Here is a 24890-nt window from a genome sequence, read left to right as displayed (position 1 = left end):
ATACGGTGGGCTAAGCGGACAAATGTGAATACTCTCAAGGCGCCGGGGTACGGGAAGACTGAAGAACACCCCGGGAGGTGCCACGCAGGAACCACCGATAAAGGAGCAATCTGTGCGGGAAGCAAGCTTCAACAAGAGCGTTTCAGTAGCTGACGATTTGGCCGGCGAGCCTGACCGGTTCGATTCGGTCTCCGCTGATCCGGCGGCCGCGGAAGCGACCGAGGCGCCGGCCGACTCAGCAGCCGAAGCGCCCTCGGCCGACTCAGCGGCTGAAGCGCCGGAAGCAACGGAAGCCGCTGACATCACCTACGACGAGCAGTTCTATCCCGCCCGACCCAAGGCACTCAGGCCGATCGCCCGCCGTCGGCAGTTCTTTGCCGACCGCCCATCGCTCGAATTCGACGGCCGAAACGCGGCCTATGTTGAGTGGCTGCGCAACCAGGCGATGCTGGGCGACGCGAACGTGATGGCGCGGCAGCTCTCCGGACAGGCCAGCATGTGGCAGAACTCCTATGCCCATCCGAACCCGCGGGCTGCCGTGGAACGCGCCCCCGTCTGGTTTACCGCGTACCCGTTGTCCTTCATCACGCGCCCGGGCCAGTCCTTCCTCTCCGCCCTGGGAGATCCTGAGCTCTGGGACGCGTTCCGGGAGATCGGGATCAGGGGCCTGCACACCGGCCCCGTCAAGCTCGCCGGCGGCATCCGCGGCTGGTCCCAGACGCCGAGCGTGGACGGGCACTTCGACCGCATCAGCATGGCGATCGACCCGGTGTTCGGCACGGAGGACGAATTCCGCAAGATGTGCGAGGTCGCTGCCGACCATGACGGCACCGTCATTGATGACATCGTTCCCGGCCACACGGGCAAGGGTGCCGACTTCCGCCTGGCCGAGATGAACTTCCGGGACTATCCCGGCATCTATCACATGATCGACATCCCGGAGGAGGACTGGCACCTGCTGCCGGACGTTCCCGAAGGCGAAGACTCCGTCAACATCAGCCCGGACGCGGAGCAGGCGCTGCAGAAGGCCGGCTACATCATCGGCCGGCTCCAGCGGGTGATCTTCTATGAACCCGGGGTCAAGGAGACCAACTGGAGTGCCACACGGCCGATCGTGGACACGGCCGGGAAGACCCGGCGCTGGGTCTACCTGCACTACTTCAAGGCCGGACAGCCGTCCATCAACTGGCTGGACCCCACCTTTGCGGGCATGCGCCTGGTGGTCGGGGATGCGCTGCATTCGCTGCTCGACCTGGGCACCGGCGCGCTGCGGCTGGACGCGAACGGGTTCCTGGGCGTGGAGAAGAGCGCCGAGGAGCAGCCGGGCTGGTCCGAGGGGCACCCGCTGTCCGAGGCCGCAAACCAGCTCATCGGCTCCATGATCCGCAAGGTGGGCGGGTTCTCCTTCCAGGAACTCAACCTGACCATCGATGACATCAAAGCCACCTCAGAGGCCGGTCCGGATCTTTCCTACGACTTCGTCACCCGGCCCGCGTACCACTACGCGCTGGTGACTGCCGACACCGAATTCCTGCGCCTGACCCTGCGGCTAGCCATGGAAATCGGCGTCGACCAGGCATCACTGGTCCATGCCCTGCAGAACCACGACGAGCTGACCTACGAGCTGGTCCATTTCGCTGCCGGGCACAAGGACGACGTGTTTGAACTCAATGGCCAGGAGCTCACCGGGGCCGAAGTCGCCGAGCATGTCCAGCAGACCCTGCGGGAGCGGCTGACCGGACCGGACACTCCGTACAACGCCCTGTTCACCACCAACGGCATCGCCTGCACCACCGTCAGCTTCATCATGGCCGCCCTCGGCATCCAGGATCCGGATAACCTCACGGAGGAACAGCAGGCCCAGATCCTGGACGTCCACGTTCTGCTGTCCATGTACAACGCCCTGCAGCCGGGCGTCTTTGCCCTGTCCGGCTGGGACCTCACCGGCGTCGCCGCCCTTGACCGCCAGAAAGTGCGGGAGCTGACCGCGCAGGGCGATACCCGCTGGATCAACCGGGGTGCCCACGACATCATGGGCACCAGCCCCGAGGCGGAGGCCTCCTCTGCCGGCATGCCGCGTGCCCGCAGCCTCTACGGGACGTTGCCGGACCAGCTTAAGAACCCGGATTCCTTCGCCCGGCGCCTGCAGAAGATCCTTTCCGTGCGGGAAGAGAGCGGGATCGCCACCAGCACCCTGCTGGACGTGCCGGAAGTTTCCCAGCGCGGCCTGCTGGTTCTGGTCAACAGGCTGGGCAGCGGGGACCTGCAGGCAACCGTGCTCAACTTCTCCGGCCAGGACATCGCGGGCAGCATCCAGTCGACCCATCTGGTTCCCGGCAGCAGCGTCCACGACCTCTTCAGCGGTGAGGCCGTTGGGCAGGTCGATGACCTGCACAGCTTCTTCCTGGAGCTGGGTGCCTACCAGGGCACGGCCCTGCTCCTGAAGGACGGGGAGAAGGACGACGACGGCGACGCCGAGTGAGCCGGTATCGGAACCTAAGGTGCCGGTACCGCCACGGGCGCTGTACCCACCGAGCCCCGGCGGACCAGCCTGGCGTTGAACTCCGGCGCCGGGGCCAGCGGCGGCCGGCCATCGATCTGCCTGATCAGGGCATTGGCCGCCGCGGCCCCCATGTCGTAGACGGGCTGCGCCACCACGGTCAGGGGCGGCGTGGTCAGACGGGTCCAGGCGAAGTCGTCGTACATCAGGAACGACACGTCCTCAGGGATACGGAGCCCCAGTTCCTGAATAGCCTCCACCACACTGAGGGCAATCAGGCCGTCCGAAGCCACGACGGCGGTGGCCCGGTCGGTGCCGAGCAGCACCTCGCGCGTGAGGTTCCGGATGGAGCCGGCATCGCCGGCATTGAGCCGTACCAGGTCGTCGGGGAACGTGCAGCCCGCGTCCGCAAAGGCCCGCCGCATGCCTTCCAGGCGGTCCGAGATCTGCGATGAGTCCAGGCGCATTCCCGCCGAGTACCCGGGATCGCTGCGCAGCGTTGAGATGAAGGCGACCCGCCGGTGCCCTGCCTCAAGCAGGTAACGCGTGGATTCGTGGGAGATGGCGCCCATGTCGACGGCGACAGTCTCCACCGCGAGGCCGTCAGCCGAGCGGTCTAGCAGCACCAGCGGCCGGCCTGATTCATGGACCCGCCGCAAATGCTCCGTCTCCACCGACGACGCCGGCGCGACGATCAGGCCGTCGACCCTCTTATCGAGCAGAACGCGGACAGCATCCACTTCAGCCGCTGTGTTCTCGTCCGTGTTGACCAGAATGACGTTGAACCCGCTCTTCTTGGCGGCGTCCGTGATTCCCCTGGTTGCGAGGCCAAAATGCGGGTTTTCGATGTCCCCCACCACAACGCCAATGGTGTGTGATTTTCCGGTGTTCATACTGCGGGCCAGTTCGTTCGGGCGGTAGGACAGCTCCTCGGCGGCGGCCAGGACACGCTCGCGGACGTCGTCGCTGACGGCGCCGTAATTGCCCAGCGCGCGGGCGGCCTGGGCCTTGGAGACCTGCGCGGCCTTGGCGACATCTGCGACCGTGACGTCCCGCCGCCTCGAACTGGTGCTGCTCATGTGCTGCCTTTCAGAAGGGCCTTGACGGCCTTTGTGGCTTGGGTTACATTTTTAGCAACCCCAATGTGAGTCCGGTCTCAATGGTACCGGCTGAGACCGGACTCAACAAGGGATTTCGGACCCCGGGCCAGAGGCGGCCTGCTCAACGATTGGAATGATGAAGTGATCAAACGAAAGAACCTGCGCCCCGGGGTGGCCGTCGCGGCGGCTGTTGCAGCACTCGTGGCATTGTCGGGCTGTGGCGGCGCTCCCGCGTCCTCGTCCACGCAGGACAACCCCTATGGGCTGATCCAGCCGGGCACCATCCGGGTTGCGAGCCTGGGGGATGCCAAGCCGTACACCTTCGCCGATGCGCAGGGCAATTTCACCGGCTTCGACGTCGAACTGTTCAAGGACGTTGCCCACCGCGCCGGCGTGGACAACGTGGTCTTCACCGGCCAGGACTTCTCCGGGCTGCTCTCCGCCGTGGCCAACGGCCAGTTCGACGTGGGCGTGGCCGCCATTGGCATCACGGACAAGCGCAAGGAAACTGTTGACTTCTCCGACGGCTACCTCGCAGGCTACCTGACAGTCATTACCACCAAAACCTCGGGCATCAGGGACGTCGCCGGCCTCAACGGAAAGCGACTGGGCGTGGTCCAGGGAACTCTGCAGGAAGCCTATGCAGTGAAGAACTTCACCTCGGCGAACCTGGTGCGCTTCCCGGACAATAACACCGCCATCGCCGCGGTGAACAGTGGCGCGGTGGATGCGCACTTCCTGGACTATGAGGCGGCCAAGGCCTATGAGAAGCAGCACGGCCTGGTCAGCGCCGCGGACATTCCGTCCTTCGATGCCCCGGCTGGCTTCGCAGTTGCCAAGGGCAAGACAGCCTTCAAGGAGGCCCTGAACAAGGGCCTGGCCGCAGCGATGGCGGACGGAACCTGGAAGAAGCTCTACCAGAAGTGGTTCCCAGGCTCCCCGATGCCCAAGCAGTACCTTCCCAAGGCCGAGCAGACGGCAAGCCCGACGCCGAGCAAGTAAAGCCACCCGGCCTGCGGCCGGGCGGACCACCCACCGGCGGTCCGTTCGGCCGTCCACCAGCTAACTACGTCTGAGAGCAACCATGGACTGGCTCAACACCATCATCCGTACCTTTTTCGATTTCGGCGCTATGGCCGAAGTCCTGCCCCAACTCCTTGGGGTTGGCCTTCTGAACACCCTGATCATTTCCGTTGCCGCCACCATCATCGGCGTCGCGCTGGGCATGGTGGTGGCGGTCATGGGCATCTCCCCATCCAAGTGGCTGCGGGTGCCGGCCCGGATCTACACCGACCTGTTCCGCGGCCTTCCGGCCATCCTCACCATCCTGCTGATCGGGCAGGGCTTCGCCCGGTTCAGCCAGTCAATCTTCGGACCCTCCCCGTACCCGCTGGGGATCATTGCGCTGAGCCTGATCGCCAGCGCCTATATCGGCGAAATCTTCCGCGCCGGCATCCAAAGCGTCGACAAGGGCCAGGGCGAAGCGTGCCGGGCCCTGGGCATGAGCTACGCCAAATCCATGCGGCTCGTGGTGGTCCCGCAGGGCGTCCGCCGCGTCCTGCCTGCCCTGGTCAATCAGTTCATCGCCATCGTCAAGGACTCCTCCCTGGTCTACTTCCTGGGCCTGCTGGTCAGCGAACGCGAACTCTTCCGCGTAGGCCAGGACGCCGCCGTGCTCTCCGGAAACCTCTCGCCCCTGGTCATGGCAGGCATCTTCTACCTCGTCATCACCGTGCCCCTGACCCACCTGGTCAACTACTTCGACAGCCGCTTCCGCACCGGCCGCCGCCGGCCCACCCCGCCCACCAGCGGTCTGAAGGAAGTCACCGAACTCGACGCGGCCTCGCCGCTGATCACCGGGAGCAACACATGAGCCTCGCAAGCAACACCGCCAATACCGCCGCGGAAAACCATACGTTCCACGGATCCAGCCTGGAACTGAAGAACCTGACCATGGCCTACGGGGACATCGAGGTCCTGCGCAACGTCAGCCTCACCGTCGCCCCGGGCACCACCACCTGCATCATCGGGCCCTCAGGCTCGGGCAAGTCCACGCTGTTGCGCGGCGTCAACCGGCTGCATGAACCCAAGAGCGGCGACGTGCTGCTGGCCGGTGAAAGCGCCCTCCAGGTCAAGCCCGACATCCTGCGCGCCAGGATCGGCATGGTCTTCCAGCACTTCAACCTGTTCCCGGACCACACAGCCCTGGAAAACGTGGCGCTGGCCCTGTGGAGCGTCAAGGGCATGCCCAAGGCCGAGGCCAGGGAACGTGCCCGCCGCGGCCTCGCCGAAGTAGGACTGGCCGAGCGGGCCGACCACCGGCCCCGCGACCTGTCCGGCGGCCAGCAGCAGCGCGTGGCCATCGCCCGCGCCCTGGCCATGGAACCGGAAGTCATGCTGTTCGACGAAGCCACCAGCGCCCTGGACCCGGAACTGGTCAAGGGCGTCCTGAACCTCATGGCAGGACTCGGCAAACGCGGCATGACCATGCTGGTGGTCACGCACGAGATGGGCTTCGCCCGCAAGGTCGCCGACCAGGTGGTCTTCATGGACGAGGGCGAAGTCGTGGAAGCCGGCACCCCGGCACAACTGTTCGACAACCCACGCAGCGAACGCCTGCAGCGCTTCCTCTCGGAGGTGCTGTGATGCTGAACGGCACTGCGGCACCCATCCGGACCGCCGTCGTCGGCTTCGGAATCTCCGGCAAGGTCTTCCACACGCCGCTGATCGCGGCGGATCCGCGCTACTCGCTGGATGTGATCGTGACGGCGGATCCCGCCCGGGCCGCCGAGGCGGCCAGGCTCCACCCGCAGGCGCGCATCGTTCCCAGGCCGGAGGCGATGTTCGCGCAGACCGGGGACCTGGACCTGGTCATCCTGGGCACCCCGCCACACACCCACTTCGACCTTGCGGCAGCAGCCATTGCACATGGCCTCCATGTGGTGGTAGACAAGCCCTTCGTTCCGACCTCAGACCAGGGGGAGGAACTGATCGCACTGGCGTCCGAGGCCGGGGTGCAGCTCACTGTGTTCCAGAACCGCCGGTGGGACGCCGACTTCCTGACTTTGCAGAAGCTGCTTCGGCAGCGGGCCCTGGGTGAGGTGCGAACCTTCGAATCACGGTTCGAATGGTGGCGGCCGGAGGGCTTCGGCAACTGGCGCGACACCGTCTCCCTCGCCCAGGGCGGCGGGATCCTCCACGACCTCGGCGCGCACCTTATCGACCAGGCCATTCAGCTGTTCGGACCCATTGAACGGAGCTACGGCGAGACGGCCAACCGGGGACCGGATCCGGAGGCCGCAGACACAGAGGCGTTCGTCTCCCTGCTTCACGGGACCGGAGTCCGCAGCAGACTGTGGATGAACGGCATGGCAGCCCAGGTGGGCCCCCGCTTCCACGTCCTGGGCTCGGAGGCGGGGTACACGAAGTGGGGCCTGGACGGCCAGGAGCCCGCGCTCGCCGCCGGCGTGCTGCCGTCGGATCCCGCCTACGGCATCGATTCCCAGGAGTCTTGGGGGCTTCTGGGGGTGGACGGGACAGCCGGTCACGTGCCTGCAGAGCGGGGAGCGTACCCGGAGTTTTACGTTCAACTCGCCTCCGCCCTGCGAGGCGAAGGGCCGCTGCCCGTCGATCCGGCCGAGCCGCTTGAAGTCCTCAGGATCATCGAAGGGATCCACGCGCGGGCTTAAGTCTCAGCACCGGTAACCAGCTTGCGGCAACCCGCCGCCCCATCCTTCCCGGACGCGGCTTCGCGTCCCCATCAACCGTGTCCAAAATCCACAGAAAGGGAGAACTCATGTCCTCCACCGCGACCAAGCACGTCGCCATCATCGGCGGCGGCATCCTGGGTGTCTCCACCGCTGTCCACCTGCTCCGCGAAGGCGCATCCGTCACGCTGCTGACCGAACGCGGCCTGGCCAGCGAAGCCACCGGCCGTTCCCTCTCCTGGCTCAACTCCGCCGGCGAACGGTCCACGCCCTACCACCAGCTCCGCCTCGCCGGTGTGGACCGGTACCGCACCCTCTTCGCTGCCGATCCCAGCCGTGAGTGGCTGCAGTTCGGCGGCGGACTGATGTGGAACGCCGCCGGGCAGCGGGAGATCACTAAAGCCCGCCACGCCTACGAGAAGTCAATCGGCTATGACTCAAAGCTGCTCGCGCCGGACGGCGTTGCGGCGTTCACACCCGGCATTGATTCGGGCGCCATTCCTGAGAATGCCATCTTCAACCCGGGCGAGGGCTGGGTCAGCCTGCCGGACCTGGTGGACTTCCTGATGGAGGAGTTCCACCATCGCGGCGGCCGGCTGGTATTGAACGCCGGCAAGTCGTCCGTCGTGCTCGACGGCGGCCGGGCGGTGGGCGTCGAGACAGCGGCGGGCGAGACATACGACGCCGACGCGGTTCTGGTGGCGTGCGGTGCGGCGACACCGGCCGTCGTCGCGCCGCTGGGCGTGGATATCCCCAACGGTTCCCCGGTGTCCATGCTGGTGCTGACCAAGCCGGTGGAGCACGACGTCAAGGCCGTGATGAACACGCCGCGCGCCGCCGTGCGCCCCAACCCCGGCAGTACCTTTGCCCTGGACCACGACTGGTACGAGGAACACATCACGGAGCATGCAGACGGTTCGTTCAGCATCCCGGAGGACGTGGTCCAGGAACTCGCCGACGAAGCCAGCAAGCTGATCGCCGGCAACCCCGAGCTGAAACCTGCCAGCTGGAAGATCGGCTACAAGCCCATTCCGGGCGACGGTGAGCCGGTGCTGGGTGAGCTTGGCCAGGTGCCCGGCTGCTTTGTGGCGTTTACCCACTCCGGTGCAACGCTGGGTCTCGTTGTCGGCGAGCTCCTTGCCGGTGAGATCCTCACCGGGGACAAGCACCCCATGCTGGCCACGTTCCGTCCCGCCCGGTTTTCCTGAGCGAGGGGCCCGCCTGAGCCCGGTCCTCCTGACTTAAGCAAACGGAAGCCCTGCACCGCTGACACACGAGCCGTGCGGGGCTTCTTTGCGGTCACAATTACTAGGCGGCTATCGGATGGGCCCCTGACGTAACGTACGATACGAGTCACATGCGGTTGCTGTGTACCCGTCGGGTGCTGCCGGCGCATCTGATGCTGGGGGGCGGATGAAGACAGGCGTGATCCGAAGAGCGCTTCGGTCTGGCGGGCGTGGGGGATCCAGGCCATGGCTGCTGTGGTTCATGTGGGTGTTCCTGGGCCTGTACCTGGCCGGACTGATGGTACACGGCGAGGGGTTCAATCCGCTCGTGGACCTTTGGCTCGGCATGCCCGCGTCGTGGGCGCCCGCGGCTGTGGCCGGTCTGGCGGCCTACCGTGCCAAGAATCGGGCACTTGCCCTGGTGGCAATGGCCTTGGCAGCGTTCGCGGCGGGAAGCACTTTCTACGTCAGCTCACTCGCGGGGGCCAGTTCGCTTCCCTTCCCGTCGCCCGCGGATATTGGCTACCTGCTGTTTTATCCGTTGGTCCTCAGCGGACTGTTCGTCCATCTGCTCCCGTTGCGCCAGCGGCTCGCGCGTTCCGTGCTGCTGGACGCCGTCGTCGGCTCACTCGGTGCCGCCTCCGTCCTGGTGGTCCTGCTCAGCCCGCTGCTGTCGGCTGCCGGCGGATTCCCCTCGTTCGCCACGTCCGTTGCCGTCGCCTACCCCCTCCTGGATCTTGTTGTCCTGGCCGTGACCGCCGGCATGGCGGCAGTGCCGGGTCTTGCCACCGGCCGCAGCGGGGCGATCCTGATGCTGGGACTTATGGTGTTCGCGGCGGCCGATGTTGCTTATGCGTTCCGGCTCGAATACGACACCTACTATCTGGGCACACCCCTGGACGCGGGATGGACAGCGGGCCTGTGCCTCATCGCTGCCTGGGCAGACGGCTTCACCCGGGAGGGGGCAGCGGCCGACGGTGCCAGTGAAGGGGCGTGGACCCCGGCGGTTCCGATGGTTGCCACTGCCGCCGGCCTTGGGGTCCTGATCGTGGGCACGGGGATCCCGGTGCCGGAACTCGCCGTCGGGCTGGCTGCAGCAACCCTGGTGTCCGCGGGCATCCGGACCCAGCTGGCCTTCCGCCAGCTGGTCACCCTCGCCGAGGTGCGAAGGCAGTCCAGGACGGATGAACTGACCGGGCTGCCGAACCGGCGGGCGCTGTACACCGACGCTCCTGCGGTGCTCGACGCGCAGCAGGGTGCACGCTGCGCGTTCCTCCTGCTGGATGCGGACAGGTTCAAGGAAATCAACGACAGCCTGGGCCACGACGTGGGGGACCGGCTGCTGGTCCAGGTCAGCGAACGGCTCCGCCGGTGCCTGGGCCCCGATGACCTGATCGCCCGGCTGGGCGGGGACGAGTTCGCCGTCCTCCTCCTTGATGCCGGCGAGCACGAGGCCCTGCAGCTCGCCGACAGGCTCCGGGCTGCCCTGAGTGAGCCCCTCACCCTGCGGGGCATTGCCCTGCAGGTCGGTGTCAGCGTGGGCATCGCCCTGTTCCCGGAGCAGGGGAATGACCTGAAAACGCTGCTCCGCAAGGCGGACACGGCCATGTACCGGGCCAAGACTTTCCGCACCGGCCGGCACGTATATGCCAGCGAAGATCACAGCACCGGTGAGGAACGGCTGCGGATGCTGCAGGAGCTCCGCATTGCCTTGGCCGAGGGCGAGCTCATCCTGCATTACCAGCCCAAGGTGGACGCGGTCACCGGGGAAACGAAGGGCGTGGAGGCCCTGGTCCGCTGGAACCATCCCCGGCATGGGCTGCTGGCCCCGGACTCGTTCCTTCTCCTTGCAGAGGAGGCCGGGCTCATGAACGCCCTGAATGACTGCGTGCTCACCCTGGCGCTGGATCAGGCTGCCCTCTGGCATGCGCAGGGGCGGCCAATGACCGTGGCCGCCAACCTCTCTGCCAGTTCGCTCATCGACGCGGAGCTGCCGGACCGGATCGCAGCCATGATCGAGGAGCGGGGCCTCGCGGAGTCGGCGCTGATGGTCGAGATCACCGAGGATTTCATGATGCCGGACCGTGTCCGTGCCAGGGACATCCTGTCCGGGCTGCAGGCCAGGGGCATCCGGGTGGCGATCGATGATTTCGGCACGGGCTACAGTTCGCTGGCCTACCTTCGGGACCTGCCCATCAACGAGCTGAAGCTTGACCGCTCCTTCATCGTCTCGATGACCGAGGACCCGCGGGGCGCGGCCTTGGTTGCCTCGACCATCAACCTCGCCCACAGCCTTGGCCTGACGGTTGTCGCCGAAGGGGTGGAGGACGGAGACGCGCTGGACCAGCTGGGCCGTTACGGCTGCGACCAGGCGCAGGGCTTCCACATCCTCCGCCCCGTTCCGCCCGCCGAGCTGGACGACTGGTTCACGACGACGACGGCGGCCCAGCGCTCGGCGGCGGGTCCAGCGTGACGGTCACGGTACCGTCCGCGGCGATGGCAATCCGCCCGTGCTGATAGTCCTGGACAGTGCCCGTTGCTGTGCTTCCCGCAGTGGCCGGACGCGGGTCGCCGGTGGGGAAGCCTAGCGCTCCGGTTTCGGCGCCGGCGGTGATCCACGCGGCGCGCAGTGCTGCGGTGGAGATGTGAGCGCCGGTTGTGCGGTGCCAGATGATGAAGCCGTTCCGGAAGCCCTGGTAACGCCCGCCGAGCCCTGTGGCCAGCTCAGCTGTGGTGGCATTCCCAAGGGTGCGGGCAGAGCTGAACTTCGCGCCGATGGCCCCGGCAACGATCCGCGCCCCGGCCTGGGCAGTCCACGTGACGGTGCCGCCCTGGAAGTTCTGTGCCGCCCCGCCGCTGAAGGCGTACTCGTTAGTGGTGGGGTAGCCGAGCACCCCGCGCTCGTAGCGGATGCCGCCCAGGAAGAGAGGATTCCACCCCGGGTGCTGTGCGCCCCCGTCGCCCGCGACCAGTGGATCCGGCCGCACTGGAAGGCCTGGTAGGCGCCGCCGTTCCTGAGGCCGCGTCCCTCATCCGACGTCGGGTAGCCAAGCTGGCCGTTCTGCGCGCCGGCGGAGGCCCAATTGCTGCGGATCGCGCCGGCGATCGTGTGCGCACCTCCCGCCGCTGACCAGTAGATCGACCCGCCCCTGAACACCTGGTAAGCCCCGCCGCCGCGCAGCCCTGTCATTTCACGGGAGGCGGGGTTTCCCAGCCACCCGGCGGGTCCTCCGGTCCGGGCGTACTTGGCGGTGATGGCGCCGAACGGGTTGCTCGAGTACGGCGTGAACACGTCATCCACCGCCCCCATGATGATCCGGTCTCCGGGCCGGTTGGTCCGGAGCAGCCGCGTGACCGTGGCCAGGCTCGTGGAGACGCAGCCGGCGCTGGGGGCGCGGCCGGCGTGGAAGAAAATGGCGTACGAGGCGCCGAGGACAGTTTTTGAGTCCGGCGGCCGGTTGTAGTTGATGACGGCGGCCTGCTCGTAATAGCTCTGGTTCATGAAGGTCCAGAGGTTCTCGTCGGCTTCGCCGCCGGTGCCTTCAAAGTACTGGTTGTAGTTCCGGTTCCATTCGCCGCCCCAGCGGGACCGGGAGTTGATGGCGTAGTACTTCAGGGCGGTGCCGGGATTGCTGCGCCCAAGGGCCTCCGTGAAACTGAACGAGCCGGTGGGCGACCGGTACGTGTCCTCCCATTCCCGGTTCTGCGCCGCAAACCCATACTGCCCGCCGTAGCCCCAGTCCTGCCACTCCTGAACGTAGCGGTTACCGGAACGGACGCAGCCGGTGATGGTGAGCAGGCTGGTGTTGCGGGTGGTGGCCGTTGCGAACGTGACCCTGTTGGCCCCGAAACCGGAGAACTTGGTCTGCCCGGCGCTCAGCCTGGCGCAGGGGTTGTAAACCTGCGCTGACGCGTTGGCGGGCGGGGCCATGGCCACCGCCCCGGCCGGAACGGCCAGCGCCAGAAGGGCAGCGATCAGGACTTTCAGAACAGAGACTTTCAGAACAGACACGGCGGAGACCTTTGCCTACGGCGGCGGCCGCATCCCCCCGCGGACGCCATCCGGACACGAGCCTATAGCGTGCAGGGGCCCTGCCGTTGCGACGGGCTCGTCAGGCCAGGATTTTCTTGTGGAAGAACACGAGGTAGTCACCCGTGGCGTCCTCGAACCCGAAGTCCTTCCAGTACTCCCGGAGCGCCGATTTGGCCTGCTGGTACTCGTCCGGGTCTTCCGGCGCGGACTCCCCGGCATCCGCCGGCGCGGCGTGGACCACCACCAGGTTCACGGACCGGCCCACCGTTTCGACGATGGCGTTCAGCACCGAGTAGCCCGTCCTGCCGCCCCGGTACTCAGGGAAGATCTCGAGCGAGGAGACGATCATCAGGTCACCGCCGTCCTGCAGATACTCCCTGATCAGGTCCGGGCGGTCCACGGCGAGCATTTCGACGGCCTTGGCCATTTCCTGGTCGGCTTTCCCGGTGGTGAGGAAGAGGTTGATCATGCCGGCTTTGGGGACAACCTGGACGACGGCGCTGCCGAGTTGGCGTTCCTCGTCGCCGCCCGGGGTGGGAACCCGGCAGCTCACCGCGACTTCCCAGCGCAGCGGGTAGTCCACCGGATCATGGTCGAGCCCCGGGATGCCGCGGTACCGGAGCTTGTACTCAAAGAACAGCGATTCCGGGTCGATTACGGTCATGGCGCCGTCCTTGAGCTCGCAACGTTGCGTGTTAAGGAATTTTAGTCGCCCCGGACCGCATGAGGAATGGGCGGCGTGGGGAATGGGATCAGCCCCGCAGCGCGCCCAGCCCGCTGATCAGCGCCTCCAGTCCGAGGCTGAAGGCGACGTCGGCCGGCCGCTCGTGGCCCTGCTCGGCCAGGCTCCGGACCGCGCCCGTGAAGCTGGGCGTCGCCTCTGCCATTGTTCCGGGATCGAAGATGTCCGCCGGCGCCGTGACGTCGTAGGCCGAGCCGAAGATGAAGGACTCCAGCGCGACGATGGAGGAGACGATCCGCTCCTCCGGGAAACCGGCGTCGCGGAAACCTGCGCTGACCGTCTCATACATGGCGAGGGTCTGGGGCGCGTCGGTCACGGGCAGCACGGCGATGACCGGTATGAGGGGGGTGTGCTGGGAGAACACGTCGCGGTAGCTCCACGCCCATTTCCGCACGGCGTCCTCCCACGGGCTGGCGCCGAAGGCCGAAACGTCCACGAGTGAGGCCAGATGGTCCTCGACGAGCAGGAGCACGTCCCCCTTGGATTTCACGTGGTTGTAGAGGGCCGACGGCGCCACGTTGAGTGAGCGGGCGAGCGCGGCCATGGTGAGGCCGTCGTATCCCTTTTTCTCAATGAGCCGCAACGCGGCCTCCGTGATTCCGCCTTTGTCCAGCACGCCGCCCACGGGGCGCCCGGCGCGGCGTCGGTTGCCCTGCCCAGCTGTCGCTGAACCGGCTGTTGCTATGGCTGGTGATGCCGGCATGGCTGACCTTTCTGCGGGTGAACGTCCTTTCGCATTATTCCATCAGCCTCTTCCGCTCCCTCGCCAAAGGCTCTATAGTTCTTATAAATGAATGGCATTCATTTAGTGGTTCGCATCACTCAAGCGGCCACAGAGAAAGGACATCATGCTGAATCTTGACCGCGACGTAGTGATCGTCGGCGCCGGACCTTCCGGCCTCACCGCTGCCCGCGAACTGAAAAAGGCGGGCCTGAGCGTCGCTGTGCTCGAGGCCCGTGACCGTGTGGGCGGCCGGACGTGGACCGACACCGTGGACGGTGCCATGCTCGAGATCGGCGGGCAGTGGGTATCGCCGGACCAGACCGCTCTCCTGGCCCTGCTGGACGAGCTCGGCCTGGACACCTACTCCCGCTACCGCGAAGGCGAGTCCGTCTACGTGGGTGCGGATGGCGCGCCGGTCCGCTACACGGGGGACATGTTCCCGGTCAGCGCCACCACGGCTGCCGAGATGGAAAAGCTCACCGCGCTGCTGGATGAACTGGCGGCCGAGATCGGCGCCACCGAACCGTGGGCACACCCCAAGGCCCGTGAGCTGGACACCATCTCCTTCCACCACTGGCTGCGCCAGAATTCCCCGGACGAGGAGGCCTGCAACAACATCGGGCTGTTCATCGCCGGCGGCATGCTCACTAAGCCGGCGCACGCCTTCTCCGCCCTGCAGGCAGTCCTGATGGCCGCCTCCGCCGGTTCCTTCACCCACCTGACGGATGAGGACTTCATCCTGGACAAGCGGGTCATCGGCGGGATGCAGCAGGTCTCCCTGCTGCAGGCAGCGGAGCTGGGTGCCGACGTCGTCCTTAACAGCCCGGTGCGCACCATCCACTGGGAGGCCGACGGCGGCAACGGCCACCGGGTCACCGCCGTCTCCGACCGGGCCACGGTAAACGCGCGCTTCGTGATCATGGCTGTGCCGCCCAACCTGTACTCCCGCGTCTCCTTCAACCCTCCGCTGCCGCGCCGCCAGCACCAGATGCACCAGCACCAGTCGCTGGGACTGGTCATCAAGGTCCACGCCGTCTACGGCACGCCGTTCTGGCGCGAGGACGGACTCTCCGGCACCGGATTCGGCGCCGGCTCGCTGGTCCAGGAGGTCTACGACAACACCAACCACGGCGATACCCGCGGAACGCTCGTCGGCTTCATCTCCGATGAAAAGGCCGACGCCGTCTTCGAACTGAGCGCCGCGGACCGCAAGAAAGCCATCCTGGAATCGATCGCCGGCTTCCTGGGGGACAAGGCCCTGGAGCCCGAGGTGTACTACGAATCCGACTGGGGCTCGGAGGAATGGACGCGCGGCGCATACGCCGCGAGCTACGACCTGGGCGGCCTGCACCGCTACGGCAAGGACCAGCACGCAGCCGTCGGCCCCATCTACTGGTGCTCCTCCGACCTCGCCGCCGAAGGCTACCAGCACGTGGACGGGGCGGTCCGCATGGGCCAGGCCACCGCGGCCCGCATCGCCGAGGCCGCAGCAACGGCCCCTGAACTGGCGGACGCAACGGCCGCCGTCGGCTGATCACTCCGGAGAGGCAATCCCATGAGTACAAAAGCCCCCGTTACCCAGGACACGCACAAAAGCCTGAGTGAAAAGGGCCTCAAGGCCGGTTCCGTCGGGCTGGTCGGCGCCGTGGTGATCGGGGTGTCCTGCATCGCGCCGGCGTACACGCTCACCGCGGCCCTCGGACCCACCGTGTCCGAGGTGGGCGTGCACCTGCCGGCGGTCTTCCTCGTGGGGTTCATCCCCATGCTGCTCGTGGCGCTCGGCTACCGGGAACTCAACAACGCAATGCCCGACGCCGGGACCTCCTTTACGTGGGCAACGCGCGCCTTTGGTCCGTGGATTGGCTGGATGGGAGGGTGGGGGCTGATCGCCGCCACCATCATCGTGCTGTCCAACCTTGCGGCGGTCGCCGTCGACTTCTTCTACCTGATGCTCGCCCAGCTGCTCGGCAACCCCGGGATCGCTGAGCTGTCAAAGAACATGCCGCTGAACATCGCCACCACCCTGGTGTTCATCGCGGCGGCGTGCTGGATCTCCTACCGCGGCATGGAAACCACCAAGGGCGTCCAGTACGTCCTGGTGGGGTTCCAGCTGCTGGTGCTGGGGTGGTTTGCCGTCTCCGCGTTTGTCCACGTGGCCAATGGGACGGCGTTCGACGCCACGGCCATCTCGCCGGACTGGTTCAACCCCTTCGCCGTGGACTCCTTCTCCACGTTCGCGGCCGGCGTGTCACTGTCGATCTTCATTTACTGGGGCTGGGACGTGACTCTGACCATGAACGAGGAGACGAGGAACCCGGAGAAGACTCCCGGGCGGGCGGCGACCGTGACCGTCGTCGTTATTGTGGCCATCTATATGATGGCCGCGCTGGCCACACTGTCCTTCGCCGGTGTGGGGGAGGCCGGCCTGGGCACCGGCAATCCGGAGAACCAGTCCAGCATCTTCGCCGTTCTGTCCGGGCCGGTCATGGGGCCGTTCGCCATTCTGATGTCGCTGGCCATCCTCAGCAGTTCCGCGGCCTCGCTGCAGTCCACGTTCGTCTCTCCGGCGCGGACGCTGCTGGCCATGGGCCACTACAAGGCACTGCCCGGAAAGTTCGGCAGGGTCAGCCCCACGTTCAAGTCGCCGAGCTACGCCACCATTGCGGCGGCCATCGCGGCGGCGGCGTTCTACGTGATCACCCGGACCACATCCGAGAACGCGCTGTGGGACACCATTACGGCGCTGGGCATGATGATCTGCTTCTACTACGGGATCACCGCGCTCGCGTGCGTCTGGTTCTTCCGGGCAGTGGCCTTCAGCAGTGCCCGGGCGCTCCTCTTCAAGTTCCTGGCTCCGCTGTTGGGTGGCGTGATCCTGCTGGTGATGTTCGTGAAGACGGCCTACGACTCCATGGATCCGGAGTACGGTTCCGGTTCGTCGGTGGGCGGCGTGGGCATGGTGTTCATCCTGGGCATGGGCGTGATCCTGCTCGGCGTGCTCAGCATGCTGGTGATGGCCCGGATCCGGCCCGGATTCTTCAGGGGCGAGGTGCTGGCGCGGGGCCTCTAACTGGAAACTAAGCACACTTACCAATAGGGTGGTGGGCAGGGCATTGACCCGGTTCAACTGAACGTACTGAGAACGTACTCGAACAGAACGAGGTGACAGCATGACGGGCACGGAAAGCATCAGCAAGGTCACGGACATCATCAACCATTCCCACATCGGAATGTTCACCACCCTCAACGAAGAAGGCGCCCTGGTCAGCCGGCCGCTGGCCGTCCAGGACGTGAAGGACGACGGCGACATGTGGTTCTTCACCTGCGAGGGAACCTCGCAGGTGGCCCACGTCTCCGCCGACGCCAGGGTCAACGTGTCCTTCGGCAAGGGCACCGAGTGGGTCTCCGTGGCCGGGACCGCCCAAGTGGTGCGCGACCCGGCCAAGATCCGCGAGCTGTGGAACCAGTCCGTCGAGGCCTGGTTCCCGGACGGCCCGGATACCCCCGGGGTAGTCCTGCTGCACGTGGACTCCGACTCCGCCGAGTATTGGACCAGCCCCGGCGGCACCGCGGCGACCGTCCTGCAGTGGGTCAAGTCGAAGGTCACCCACAGCCGCGTGAGCGTGGGCGAGAGCGGCACCGTCGAGCTGTAATTCCCAACTCCCGCTCCCAACTTCGTTGGTCAGGACATCTGCGTTGGTCGGGACATCAGCGGCCGCCCTTTCGGGTGTAGTCGGCGGCGTCGTAATGCAGCCGCAGGGCGGCAATTTTGCCGTCGCTGATGCTGAAGAATTCCGCGAACCGCACCGTCCCGCCGGGCATTTGGGCATCGTAGAGTATCGCCGATCCGTGCAGGCCGTGGACTTCCTGAATGACTCTTAAGTCCATGACGTTGGCGATGAAACCCTTGACCCCCTGGCAAAAGCCTTCCGCGCCTGTGCGTTTGCCGGCCAACGGCCCTTCGAACTCCAGGTCGTCCGCGAGGAGCGTCCGGAATTCGCCGCCCGGATCGTAGGTCCTGATTCCTGCACGGAGGATCCGGTAGTAGGCCTGAAGCACTCCGGGCGCGCCGTCGCTGAGGGTGCTCACTGCTGCTCCCTGGCGGCCTGCCAGCTGACAGGCAGCTCCTTGACGCCGTAAACGATGGTGCTGTCCATCCGTTCGAGGTGGGCTCCCGGTGTGAGGGCCAGTCCGGGGAGCCGCTCCAGAACGGACTGCAGTGCGATCCTGGCTTCGAGCCGGGCCAGCGGGGCGCCGAGGCAGAAGTGGATGCCGTGGCCAAAAGCGAGATGCCGGTTTGGTGTCCGGCCGACGTCGAACAGTTCAGGACGCTCGAACTGGCGCTCATCGCGGTTGGCCGAACCGATCCAGGCCACCAGCGGTGCGCCGGCCGGAACCTGAAGTCCGCCCAACGTAGTCTCGCCGGCGGTTACCCGGTACATCGACTGGACGGGGGAACGGTAGCGGAGCACTTCCTCAATGGCCTGGGGGAGCAGCGCCGGTTCGGCCCGGAGCCGGTCCATTGTTCCCGGCGCGTCGGTGAAGCAGAGAACCGCGTTGCCGATCAGGTTGGTGGTGGTCTCGTTGCCGGCCACCAGCAGCAGACTGCAGAAGCCCAGCAGCTCGGCCACGCTCAGCTTCTGCCCGTCGATCTCGGCCGCCAGCAGGCTGCTGATCAGGTCATTCCCGGGCTGGCGCCTGCGGTGTTCGATGAGGGCAAGGAAGTACTCGGCCATTTCCCGGTTGGTGGTGCTGTGGTCGGCAGTCCGGGCTCCGGACTGCGTCTGGCTGACGATGACGTCGGACCAGTGTTTGAACCGGTCGCGGTCCTCGGCGGGGATGCCCATGAGCTCGGCGATGACGATCACCGGCAGCGGGTAGGCCAGCTCGGCGATGAGGTCGGCGGATCCTTTGGAAGCGATCCCGTCCAGCAACTCCTCCGTCAGTGCCGAGATGCGCGGCGCGAGGCCGTCCACTGCCTTCGGGGTAAAGGCCTGGGTCACCAGGGAGCGCAACTGCCGGTGCCGGGGCGGATCGGCGGTGATCAGGCTCGCTGCAAACAGCTGGCCTGTCTCGGATGGTTCGTCCCCTCCCATCTTTGAAGAGAAGGTGCCGTGTTCGGACAAAACCCGTTGGACGTCGTCGTACCTGTAGACATGCCAGCTTCCGGATTGCTCGTCGTGGTAGACGGGGGCGGATTCCCGCATCCGTTCGTACTGCGGAAAGGGATCCAGCGAAGAGGCATCACTGTTCACGAAGTCCATGGCGCAGTTTATTCCGGGGAGGCGCCCGCCGTCAGTAGCCCGGGCCGGAATCAGCCAAACATCCAGGCCGCCCCCAGAAGGAGCGGGACGGCCAAAGCCGATGTCACTACCGCCGTGGATTGCGCAAGATTCTGGCCCACACCGTACCGGACGGCGTACAGGACCACGTTCTGGCCGGTGGGAAGGATTGCACAGGCCGTGACAACGAAGGTGCTGAAGGTATCGAGGTGGAACACGAATACGGCCAGAAGCCAGGCGAGTAACGGCTGGACCGCTGACTTGAGAATCACGGCAAACAGCGTGGGGACGCGGTCCACCGTGCCCCGGCGCGGTGACAGGCCGTGGAGCGACATACCGAAGATGATCAGCATCAGCGGAACGGTCAGCTGGGCCACCAGCTTTAACGGGTCCAGCACCAGGGCAGGAAGTTCAATTCCGGCCGCGCTGACGATGACGCCGAGAATAGCCGCCACCGTGACGGGGTTGCGCAGGGGAGTGGACAGGATGCTCCACACGGAGGCCCTTTTCCCTGCAGGATCGGTCAGGTCCAGGACGGTCAGCGCCACCGGGGTCACGAGCGCGAGCTGGAACAGCATGATGGGGGTGACGAAGGTGGCACTGCCCAGGATGTACAGGGAAAGCGGAACGCCGAGGTTCGTGGAATTGACGATTCCCGTGGCCAGCGCACCCACCGTGGTGCGCCGGACGCCCCACCTGCCGATTGCCCCGCTGAGCGCGAACAGCGCCATGCAGCACAGTGCAGTGACGACGGAAATGAGGCCCGTCTGGCTGAGTACTTCGGAGATGTGCCGGGAAGCGATCGTCGAGAACATCAGGCTCGGCAGTCCGACCATGAACGTCAGGGTGGACAGGACCTTCGTTCCGTGCGGCCCAAGGGCGTTTGTCCTGGCCAATATGTAGCCGACGAGCAGGACCATGCCCACCACAAAGAATCCTTTTAAGACTCCATCCAAGCCGCTGTCCTCAACCGTCTTTTGTAGCTAATACGACGCCGGTCCGTGGAGTCGGTCACGGCTCTGCTTAGACCATAATCCAGTGCCCGAGCAGACCGAAAAGACGGGCCCTCAGTGAGGCCCGTCTTACGGCAATATCGGCCCCGCTACAGCCCAAGGCCTCCAAGCTTGTCGCCCAACCCGCCGGGAAGCTTGCCCAGCAGGTCTGCGGGGTTGATGCCGAGCTGGGAGAGCAGCCCGGCGTGCTGGTCGGTGTCCACCTGATCAGGCAGCTGCGAATCGGCCTGGGCGGCCTTGTCGTTGTCGCCTTGGGACCTGAGGAATTCGAGGATCTGGGACTTGTCGATCTGCATGGTGTTTCTCCTTTGCGATTTCGGAACTGCTAAGGGTGGGACTACCCTTCCGGCGGGACTAGGTCTGCCTGGTCCCGGCGGCGGCGGCCAGCGACGCCAGCCCCTTCTCGAAGTCGCCGCCCACCATCTTGTCCATGTTCATGAACAGTGCAAAGACCTTGCCGATGCCCTTGTGCTCGCCGGTCATGGCCCAAGTGACGCGCGTGCCGCCGCCCTCCGGAACGAACGTAAAGATGGTGGGATTCACGCCCGGGAATGGCTTGGTGAACTCCAGCCGGATCCGAATCACGTCAGGTTCCTGCGACTCGACGATTTCCATGTTGCCGGCGCCCGCCTTGCGGTTACCGCTCCAGGCGTACCTGGCGCCGGCGCCCGATTCCGCACCGGAGTAGGTGCGCTTCATCTCAGGGTCGACGGTCTCCCACGGCGACCACTTGGGCCACTCGCGGAAGCTGTTGACCAGCGGAAACACATCCTGGGCGGTGGCAGGGATGACTGTGCTGCGCGACACTGAGTATGTTGACATGGCCCCATCCTACGGCCGGCCAGGAGTTCCCCGGTCTTCCCGTTCGCCTGGTGCTGGCCGCGGGGCAGACCGCAGAGTTGCCGGGACTCCCGCAGCGGTTTCCGCGCAGTCGAGTGCCTGGCCGAGCCGCTCAACCGCGTGCGGATACCCGGAATCGGCGAGGGTTTTCAGCGTCTCGGCCTCCCGCAGGGCCTTCACAAACGCAGCGGTTTCAGGCCGCCGCACGTCCGCCAGGTCCGGGTAGCTGATGGCCAGCGCGGGGTCGAGTTCGTATCGTGCCCACCGTCCCACAATCTCCTCATGCACGACGGCGGCCGCCCGGCGCCGCGGGCCGTCCACCCGCCGGCGCCGCCGGGCGTCGTGCCAGGAAAGCACTGCAGGGCTGCTGCGGTAGGCTGCAATGCCGCTCACCCCCGCCACGGCGGCCAGTGCCAGGCCAGCCGGAGGCGAAGCCACCGCGGGGATGAGCAGTGCCGGGGCAATCACCACTGCCCCGCCGAAAAGGTCCCAGAACAGCGTGTCTGAACTGTCGCCGTCGGACGTCCTTAGATGGTGGCGCACCACGAAAACCGTGCAGGCGACGGCGGCCACCAGCACTGCACTCCAGAGGACCAGTTGCAGCAGCCCCAAGGGGGCGGCTTCGGAAACTGCGGGCACCACTGCACCTCCCAAGACGGGCGCTGCCCGGCAAATCGGGCCGCACTTAAATTGCAGCCCCTGCAGAAGCCCCGGTCAATGGGTGCAGCTGGGGTCAATGGGCCGGGTTTGCAGCGGCGGCCGTGCGGCGTAGCGTAGGCGCCATGCGACTCAAAATGTGCAGCATCCACGTCCAGGACCCTGCCGCGGCGCACTCCTTCTACACGGAGACCCTCGGCTTCGACACTCTCATGGCAATGCCCGAGCACAACCTCTTCATCGTCAGGGACCCCGGAGCGTCCGGCACCGTGGGCCTGCTGCTGGAGCCCAGCGACAATCCCGTCGCCTCCGCCTACAGCAAGGGACTGTACGACGCCGGGATCCCCGCGATCGTCTTTGGCGCACCTGACGTCCGGGCTGAGTATGAGCGGCTGTCCGCCGCCGGCGTCCAGTTCCGGGGTGAGCCCGCCGAGGATCCCTCCGGGCTCTCCGCGGTGTTCGACGACGGCTGCGGCAACTACATCCAGCTGCACCAGGACTGAAAACCGCCGTCGCCGGGAAGGGGCAGAATGGACGCCGCTGACGCCCTCAACGAGATTGCCTTCTGGCTCGAGCGCTCCGCCGCGCCGACGTTCAAGGTCCAGGCCTTCCGGAAGGCGGCCGGCGTCATCAGCGGACTGACGCCGGACGAAGTGGCAGAGCGCACCCGGGACGGCAGGCTCAAACGGACGAAGGGGATCGGCGACACCACCTTCACCGTGATCCGGCAGGCTGTGGACGGCAACGTCCCCGACTACCTGGAAAAGCTGCGGCAGGGCGGGGCCAAGCCGCTCGCCGCCGGGGGAGACGGGTTGCGCCCGCTGCTCCGCGGCGACCTGCACAGCCACAGTGACTGGTCCGACGGCGGTTCCCCGCCGGAGCAGATGGCCGACGCCGCCCGGCGCCTGGGCCGGGAATACCTCGCCCTGACGGACCACTCGCCGAACCTCAAAATCGCGAACGGACTGACCGCCGAACGGCTCAGCGAGCAGCTGGACGTGGTGGCTGGACTGAACGGCGACGCCGGTTTCCGGCTGCTGTCCGGCATCGAGGTGGACATCCTGGAAAGCGGCGAGCTGGACCAGACGCCGGAGATGCTGGACCGGCTGGACGTGGTGGTGGCCAGCGTGCACTCCAAGCTCCGTTCAGACCGGCGCACCATGACGGAGCGGATGCTCGGCGGCATCTCCGATCCCCATACCAACGTCCTGGGCCACTGCACCGGCCGCCTGCTGCAGGGGTCCCGCGGGACCCGTCCCGAATCCGAATTCGATGCCGAGCGGGTCTTTGCGGCCTGCGCGGAAGCCAATGTCGCCGTCGAAATTAACTCCCGGCCGGAACGCCAGGATCCGCCCGACAACCTGATGCAGTTGGCGCTCGAGGCCGGCTGCCTGTTCAGCATCGACAGCGATGCCCATGCGCCCGGGCAGCTCGACTTCCTGCAGTACGGCGCCGAGCGCGCTGAGCGCAACGGGGTTCCGGCCGAACGAATCATCACCACGTGGCCGCTGGACCGGCTCCTGGAGTGGCTGAACAGCAGGAACTAGCGGCGCCGTAAGAGGCTGCAGACCCCGGCCCGGGAATTTAGTAAGCATAATGACTATCCATGGACGGAGTGATACACCTTAATTGTTCCGTCGCGGAACCCGGGCGGGACCCGTCTCTCCTTGGGAGGTGCACCATGACCGCTATGAATCCGGCGAACCATCTGGACGAACTGGGCCGCCGGACCCTGAGAAAAGTGCGCGGCCGCCTCATGCCGCTGATCGTGCTGCTCTACTTCGTGGCGTACCTGGACAGGAACAACGTCGGTTTCGCCAAGCTGACCATGAGCGCGGACATCGGCCTTAGCGCCGCGGCCTACGGCCTCGGTGCGGGCATGTTCTTCATCGGCTACGCGCTGCTGGAGATTCCCAGCAATGCCGGCATGTATCGGTTCGGCGCGCGGAAGTGGATTGCCCGGATCCTGATCTCGTGGGGCATCTTCGCCACGGCCATGGCACTGGTGAACGGCGAGACCACCTTCTACGTCGTCCGTTTCCTGCTCGGCGCCGCCGAGGCCGGCTTCTTCCCCGCCATCCTCTTCTACCTGACGCTGTGGTTCCCTGCCCCGCAGCGCGTGCTGGTGCTGGGCATCTTCATCCTCGCCCAGCCCGTCTCCAACGCACTGGGCGCTCCGGTGTCCGGCCTTCTGCTCCAGATGGAGGGCGTCGCAGGCCTGCACGGATGGCAGTGGCTGTACATCATTGAAGGCATTCCGGCCATCCTCCTCGGCCTCCTCACCCCGGTCCTCATGACGGACAAGCCAAGCCACGCCCACTGGCTCGCCGCGGACGAACGGGAATGGCTCACCCGGACCATGGACGAGGAACTCGCCCACAAGCAAAAAGGCCAGCCCCACCACTTCCTCGCGGGCCTGAAGGATTCCCGCACCGTCGCCTACTCGGCGCTGTACTTCGGCCTGGTCTGCGGCATCTACGGCCTGGGCCTGTGGATGCCCACCATCGTCGCCGCGCTGGGCAAGTTCAACACCACCCAGGTGGGCTTCATCGTCGCCATCCCCTACACGATCGCGGCAGTGTTCGTGTACTTCTGGGGCAGGCGGTCCGACCGCACCGGAAACCGCGTGCTGTACGCCAGCATCAGCATGGTGATGGCCGCCGTCGGCCTGGTGGCTGCCGGCAGCCTGGTGCAGGTCAACGCCATCCTGGCCATGGTCGCCCTGACCCTCGCGGCCATGGGCATCTACTCCGCCATCGCACCGTTCCTGGCGATGCCCTCCACCGCGCTGGTGGGAGCCGCCGCCGCGGCCGGCCTCGCGATGGTCAATTCACTCGGCAACCTCGGCGGCTTCGTGGCGCCCTACATCGTGGGCGTGCTCAACGATGCCACCGGCGACAACCGTTCAGGCCTGATGTTCCTGTCCGCGTGCCTGGCTGTAACGGCCGTCGCCACCTACCTGTACGCCCGCAGGCGTCCCGAGGGCCACGTGAAGCCGGGCACGCACGCTGCCGTGGGTGAGGAAGCCGTGGCCGCTGACGAATTCGACGATACGAAATACTGACG

At 66.3% G+C, this 24890-nt stretch carries 23 protein-coding genes and 1 pseudogene; 13 read left to right on the top strand and 11 right to left on the bottom strand.

From position 1 onward, the window contains the following. The first annotated feature begins 301 nt into the window (after positions 1-301). Positions 302-2482: a maltose alpha-D-glucosyltransferase gene (gene treS, locus ABIE00_RS23115; protein ID WP_354263496.1), complete on the top strand. Its 2181-nt coding sequence runs from the start codon at positions 302-304 to the stop codon at positions 2480-2482. Between the two features lie 14 nt (positions 2483-2496). On the opposite strand, the gene ABIE00_RS23110 is transcribed toward treS, so the two are convergent. Continuing rightward, positions 2497-3579, bottom strand: a complete 1083-nt coding sequence (locus ABIE00_RS23110; protein ID WP_354262959.1) for a LacI family DNA-binding transcriptional regulator — start codon at positions 3577-3579, stop codon at positions 2497-2499. Between the two features lie 165 nt (positions 3580-3744). On the opposite strand from ABIE00_RS23110, the gene ABIE00_RS23105 reads away from it, so the two are divergent. The 6 genes from ABIE00_RS23105 (at position 3745) to ABIE00_RS23080 (ending at position 11006) form a co-directional block, all read left to right on the top strand. Next, positions 3745-4602, top strand: a complete 858-nt coding sequence (locus tag ABIE00_RS23105; RefSeq protein ID WP_354263495.1) for an ABC transporter substrate-binding protein — start codon at positions 3745-3747, stop codon at positions 4600-4602. A gap of 82 nt (positions 4603-4684) precedes the next feature. Continuing rightward, positions 4685-5473, top strand: coding sequence for an amino acid ABC transporter permease (locus ABIE00_RS23100; RefSeq protein WP_354261170.1), 789 nt, complete (start codon positions 4685-4687; stop codon positions 5471-5473). Beyond that, the gene (locus tag ABIE00_RS23095) at positions 5470-6246 is read left to right on the top strand and encodes an amino acid ABC transporter ATP-binding protein (RefSeq protein ID WP_354262958.1); all 777 of its coding nucleotides are present in this window, start codon (positions 5470-5472) and stop codon (positions 6244-6246) included. Before ABIE00_RS23100 ends, ABIE00_RS23095 begins: the two co-directional genes overlap by 4 nt. Further along, on the top strand, positions 6246-7289 hold the full coding sequence (locus tag ABIE00_RS23090) for a Gfo/Idh/MocA family protein (protein ID WP_354262957.1): 1044 nt from the start codon (positions 6246-6248) through the stop codon (positions 7287-7289). Before ABIE00_RS23095 ends, ABIE00_RS23090 begins: the two co-directional genes overlap by 1 nt. 107 nt (positions 7290-7396) lie before the next feature. After that, on the top strand, positions 7397-8515 hold the full coding sequence (locus ABIE00_RS23085; RefSeq protein WP_354262956.1) for an NAD(P)/FAD-dependent oxidoreductase: 1119 nt from the start codon (positions 7397-7399) through the stop codon (positions 8513-8515). A 280-nt stretch (positions 8516-8795) separates the two neighbouring features. Then, positions 8796-11006: a putative bifunctional diguanylate cyclase/phosphodiesterase gene (locus ABIE00_RS23080; RefSeq protein WP_354262955.1), complete on the top strand. Its 2211-nt coding sequence runs from the start codon at positions 8796-8798 to the stop codon at positions 11004-11006. Here the strand turns inward: ABIE00_RS23080 and ABIE00_RS23075 are convergent. The 4 genes and pseudogenes from ABIE00_RS23075 to ABIE00_RS23060 all read right to left on the bottom strand — a co-directional run bounded on the left by ABIE00_RS23075 (position 10960) and on the right by ABIE00_RS23060 (position 14011). Further along, positions 10960-11427, bottom strand: coding sequence for an LGFP repeat-containing protein (locus tag ABIE00_RS23075; protein ID WP_354262954.1), 468 nt, complete (start codon positions 11425-11427; stop codon positions 10960-10962). The genes ABIE00_RS23080 and ABIE00_RS23075 overlap by 47 nt on opposite strands. A gap of 62 nt (positions 11428-11489) precedes the next feature. Beyond that, positions 11490-11723: pseudogene (locus tag ABIE00_RS23070) on the bottom strand (LGFP repeat-containing protein); the annotation flags it as partial. Positions 11724-12645: 922 nt separating this feature from the next. Beyond that, positions 12646-13230 (bottom strand): hypothetical protein, encoded by a 585-nt coding sequence (locus tag ABIE00_RS23065; protein ID WP_354262953.1) that lies wholly within the window; start codon positions 13228-13230, stop codon positions 12646-12648. Positions 13231-13318: 88 nt separating this feature from the next. After that, a complete protein-coding gene (locus ABIE00_RS23060; RefSeq protein WP_354262952.1) occupies positions 13319-14011 on the bottom strand; it encodes a TetR/AcrR family transcriptional regulator in 693 nt (230 codons plus the stop codon). A 145-nt stretch (positions 14012-14156) separates the two neighbouring features. On the opposite strand from ABIE00_RS23060, the gene ABIE00_RS23055 reads away from it, so the two are divergent. From ABIE00_RS23055 to ABIE00_RS23045, 3 genes are all read left to right on the top strand, one after another. Further along, on the top strand, positions 14157-15566 hold the full coding sequence (locus tag ABIE00_RS23055; protein ID WP_354262951.1) for a flavin monoamine oxidase family protein: 1410 nt from the start codon (positions 14157-14159) through the stop codon (positions 15564-15566). Positions 15567-15587: 21 nt separating this feature from the next. Beyond that, complete coding sequence (locus ABIE00_RS23050; RefSeq protein WP_354262950.1) at positions 15588-17102, top strand: APC family permease; 1515 nt, start codon at positions 15588-15590, stop codon at positions 17100-17102. 100 nt (positions 17103-17202) lie between these two features. Further along, complete coding sequence (locus ABIE00_RS23045) at positions 17203-17685, top strand: pyridoxamine 5'-phosphate oxidase family protein (RefSeq protein WP_354262949.1); 483 nt, start codon at positions 17203-17205, stop codon at positions 17683-17685. Positions 17686-17740: 55 nt separating this feature from the next. Here the strand turns inward: ABIE00_RS23045 and ABIE00_RS23040 are convergent, their stop codons facing one another. From ABIE00_RS23040 to ABIE00_RS23015, 6 genes are all read right to left on the bottom strand, one after another. Beyond that, a complete protein-coding gene (locus ABIE00_RS23040) occupies positions 17741-18121 on the bottom strand; it encodes a nuclear transport factor 2 family protein (protein WP_354262948.1) in 381 nt (126 codons plus the stop codon). Next, on the bottom strand, positions 18118-19296 hold the full coding sequence (locus ABIE00_RS23035) for a cytochrome P450 (protein ID WP_354262947.1): 1179 nt from the start codon (positions 19294-19296) through the stop codon (positions 18118-18120). Before ABIE00_RS23035 ends, ABIE00_RS23040 begins: the two co-directional genes overlap by 4 nt. Positions 19297-19346: 50 nt before the next feature. After that, entirely contained in the window at positions 19347-20270 is a 924-nt protein-coding gene (locus tag ABIE00_RS23030; RefSeq protein WP_354262946.1) for an AEC family transporter, read from the bottom strand. Between the two features lie 146 nt (positions 20271-20416). Beyond that, entirely contained in the window at positions 20417-20623 is a 207-nt protein-coding gene (locus tag ABIE00_RS23025) for a hypothetical protein (protein WP_331571123.1), read from the bottom strand. Positions 20624-20681: 58 nt separating this feature from the next. Further along, the gene (locus ABIE00_RS23020; protein ID WP_354262945.1) at positions 20682-21149 is read right to left on the bottom strand and encodes an SRPBCC family protein; all 468 of its coding nucleotides are present in this window, start codon (positions 21147-21149) and stop codon (positions 20682-20684) included. Between the two features lie 9 nt (positions 21150-21158). Next, positions 21159-21806, bottom strand: a complete 648-nt coding sequence (locus ABIE00_RS23015; protein ID WP_354262944.1) for a hypothetical protein — start codon at positions 21804-21806, stop codon at positions 21159-21161. Between the two features lie 143 nt (positions 21807-21949). On the opposite strand from ABIE00_RS23015, the gene ABIE00_RS23010 reads away from it, so the two are divergent. The 3 genes from ABIE00_RS23010 (at position 21950) to ABIE00_RS23000 (ending at position 24888) form a co-directional block, all read left to right on the top strand. Beyond that, positions 21950-22327, top strand: a complete 378-nt coding sequence (locus ABIE00_RS23010) for a VOC family protein (RefSeq protein ID WP_331571117.1) — start codon at positions 21950-21952, stop codon at positions 22325-22327. Positions 22328-22354: 27 nt separating this feature from the next. Then, the gene (locus ABIE00_RS23005; RefSeq protein ID WP_354262943.1) at positions 22355-23371 is read left to right on the top strand and encodes a PHP domain-containing protein; all 1017 of its coding nucleotides are present in this window, start codon (positions 22355-22357) and stop codon (positions 23369-23371) included. A 134-nt stretch (positions 23372-23505) separates the two neighbouring features. Then, positions 23506-24888 (top strand): MFS transporter, encoded by a 1383-nt coding sequence (locus ABIE00_RS23000; RefSeq protein WP_354262942.1) that lies wholly within the window; start codon positions 23506-23508, stop codon positions 24886-24888. Positions 24889-24890 lie beyond the last annotated feature (2 nt).

The sequence above is a fragment of the Arthrobacter sp. OAP107 genome (assembly GCF_040546765.1).
Taxonomy (GTDB): domain Bacteria; phylum Actinomycetota; class Actinomycetes; order Actinomycetales; family Micrococcaceae; genus Arthrobacter.
This window is presented reverse-complemented; position numbering and strand designations above follow the sequence as displayed.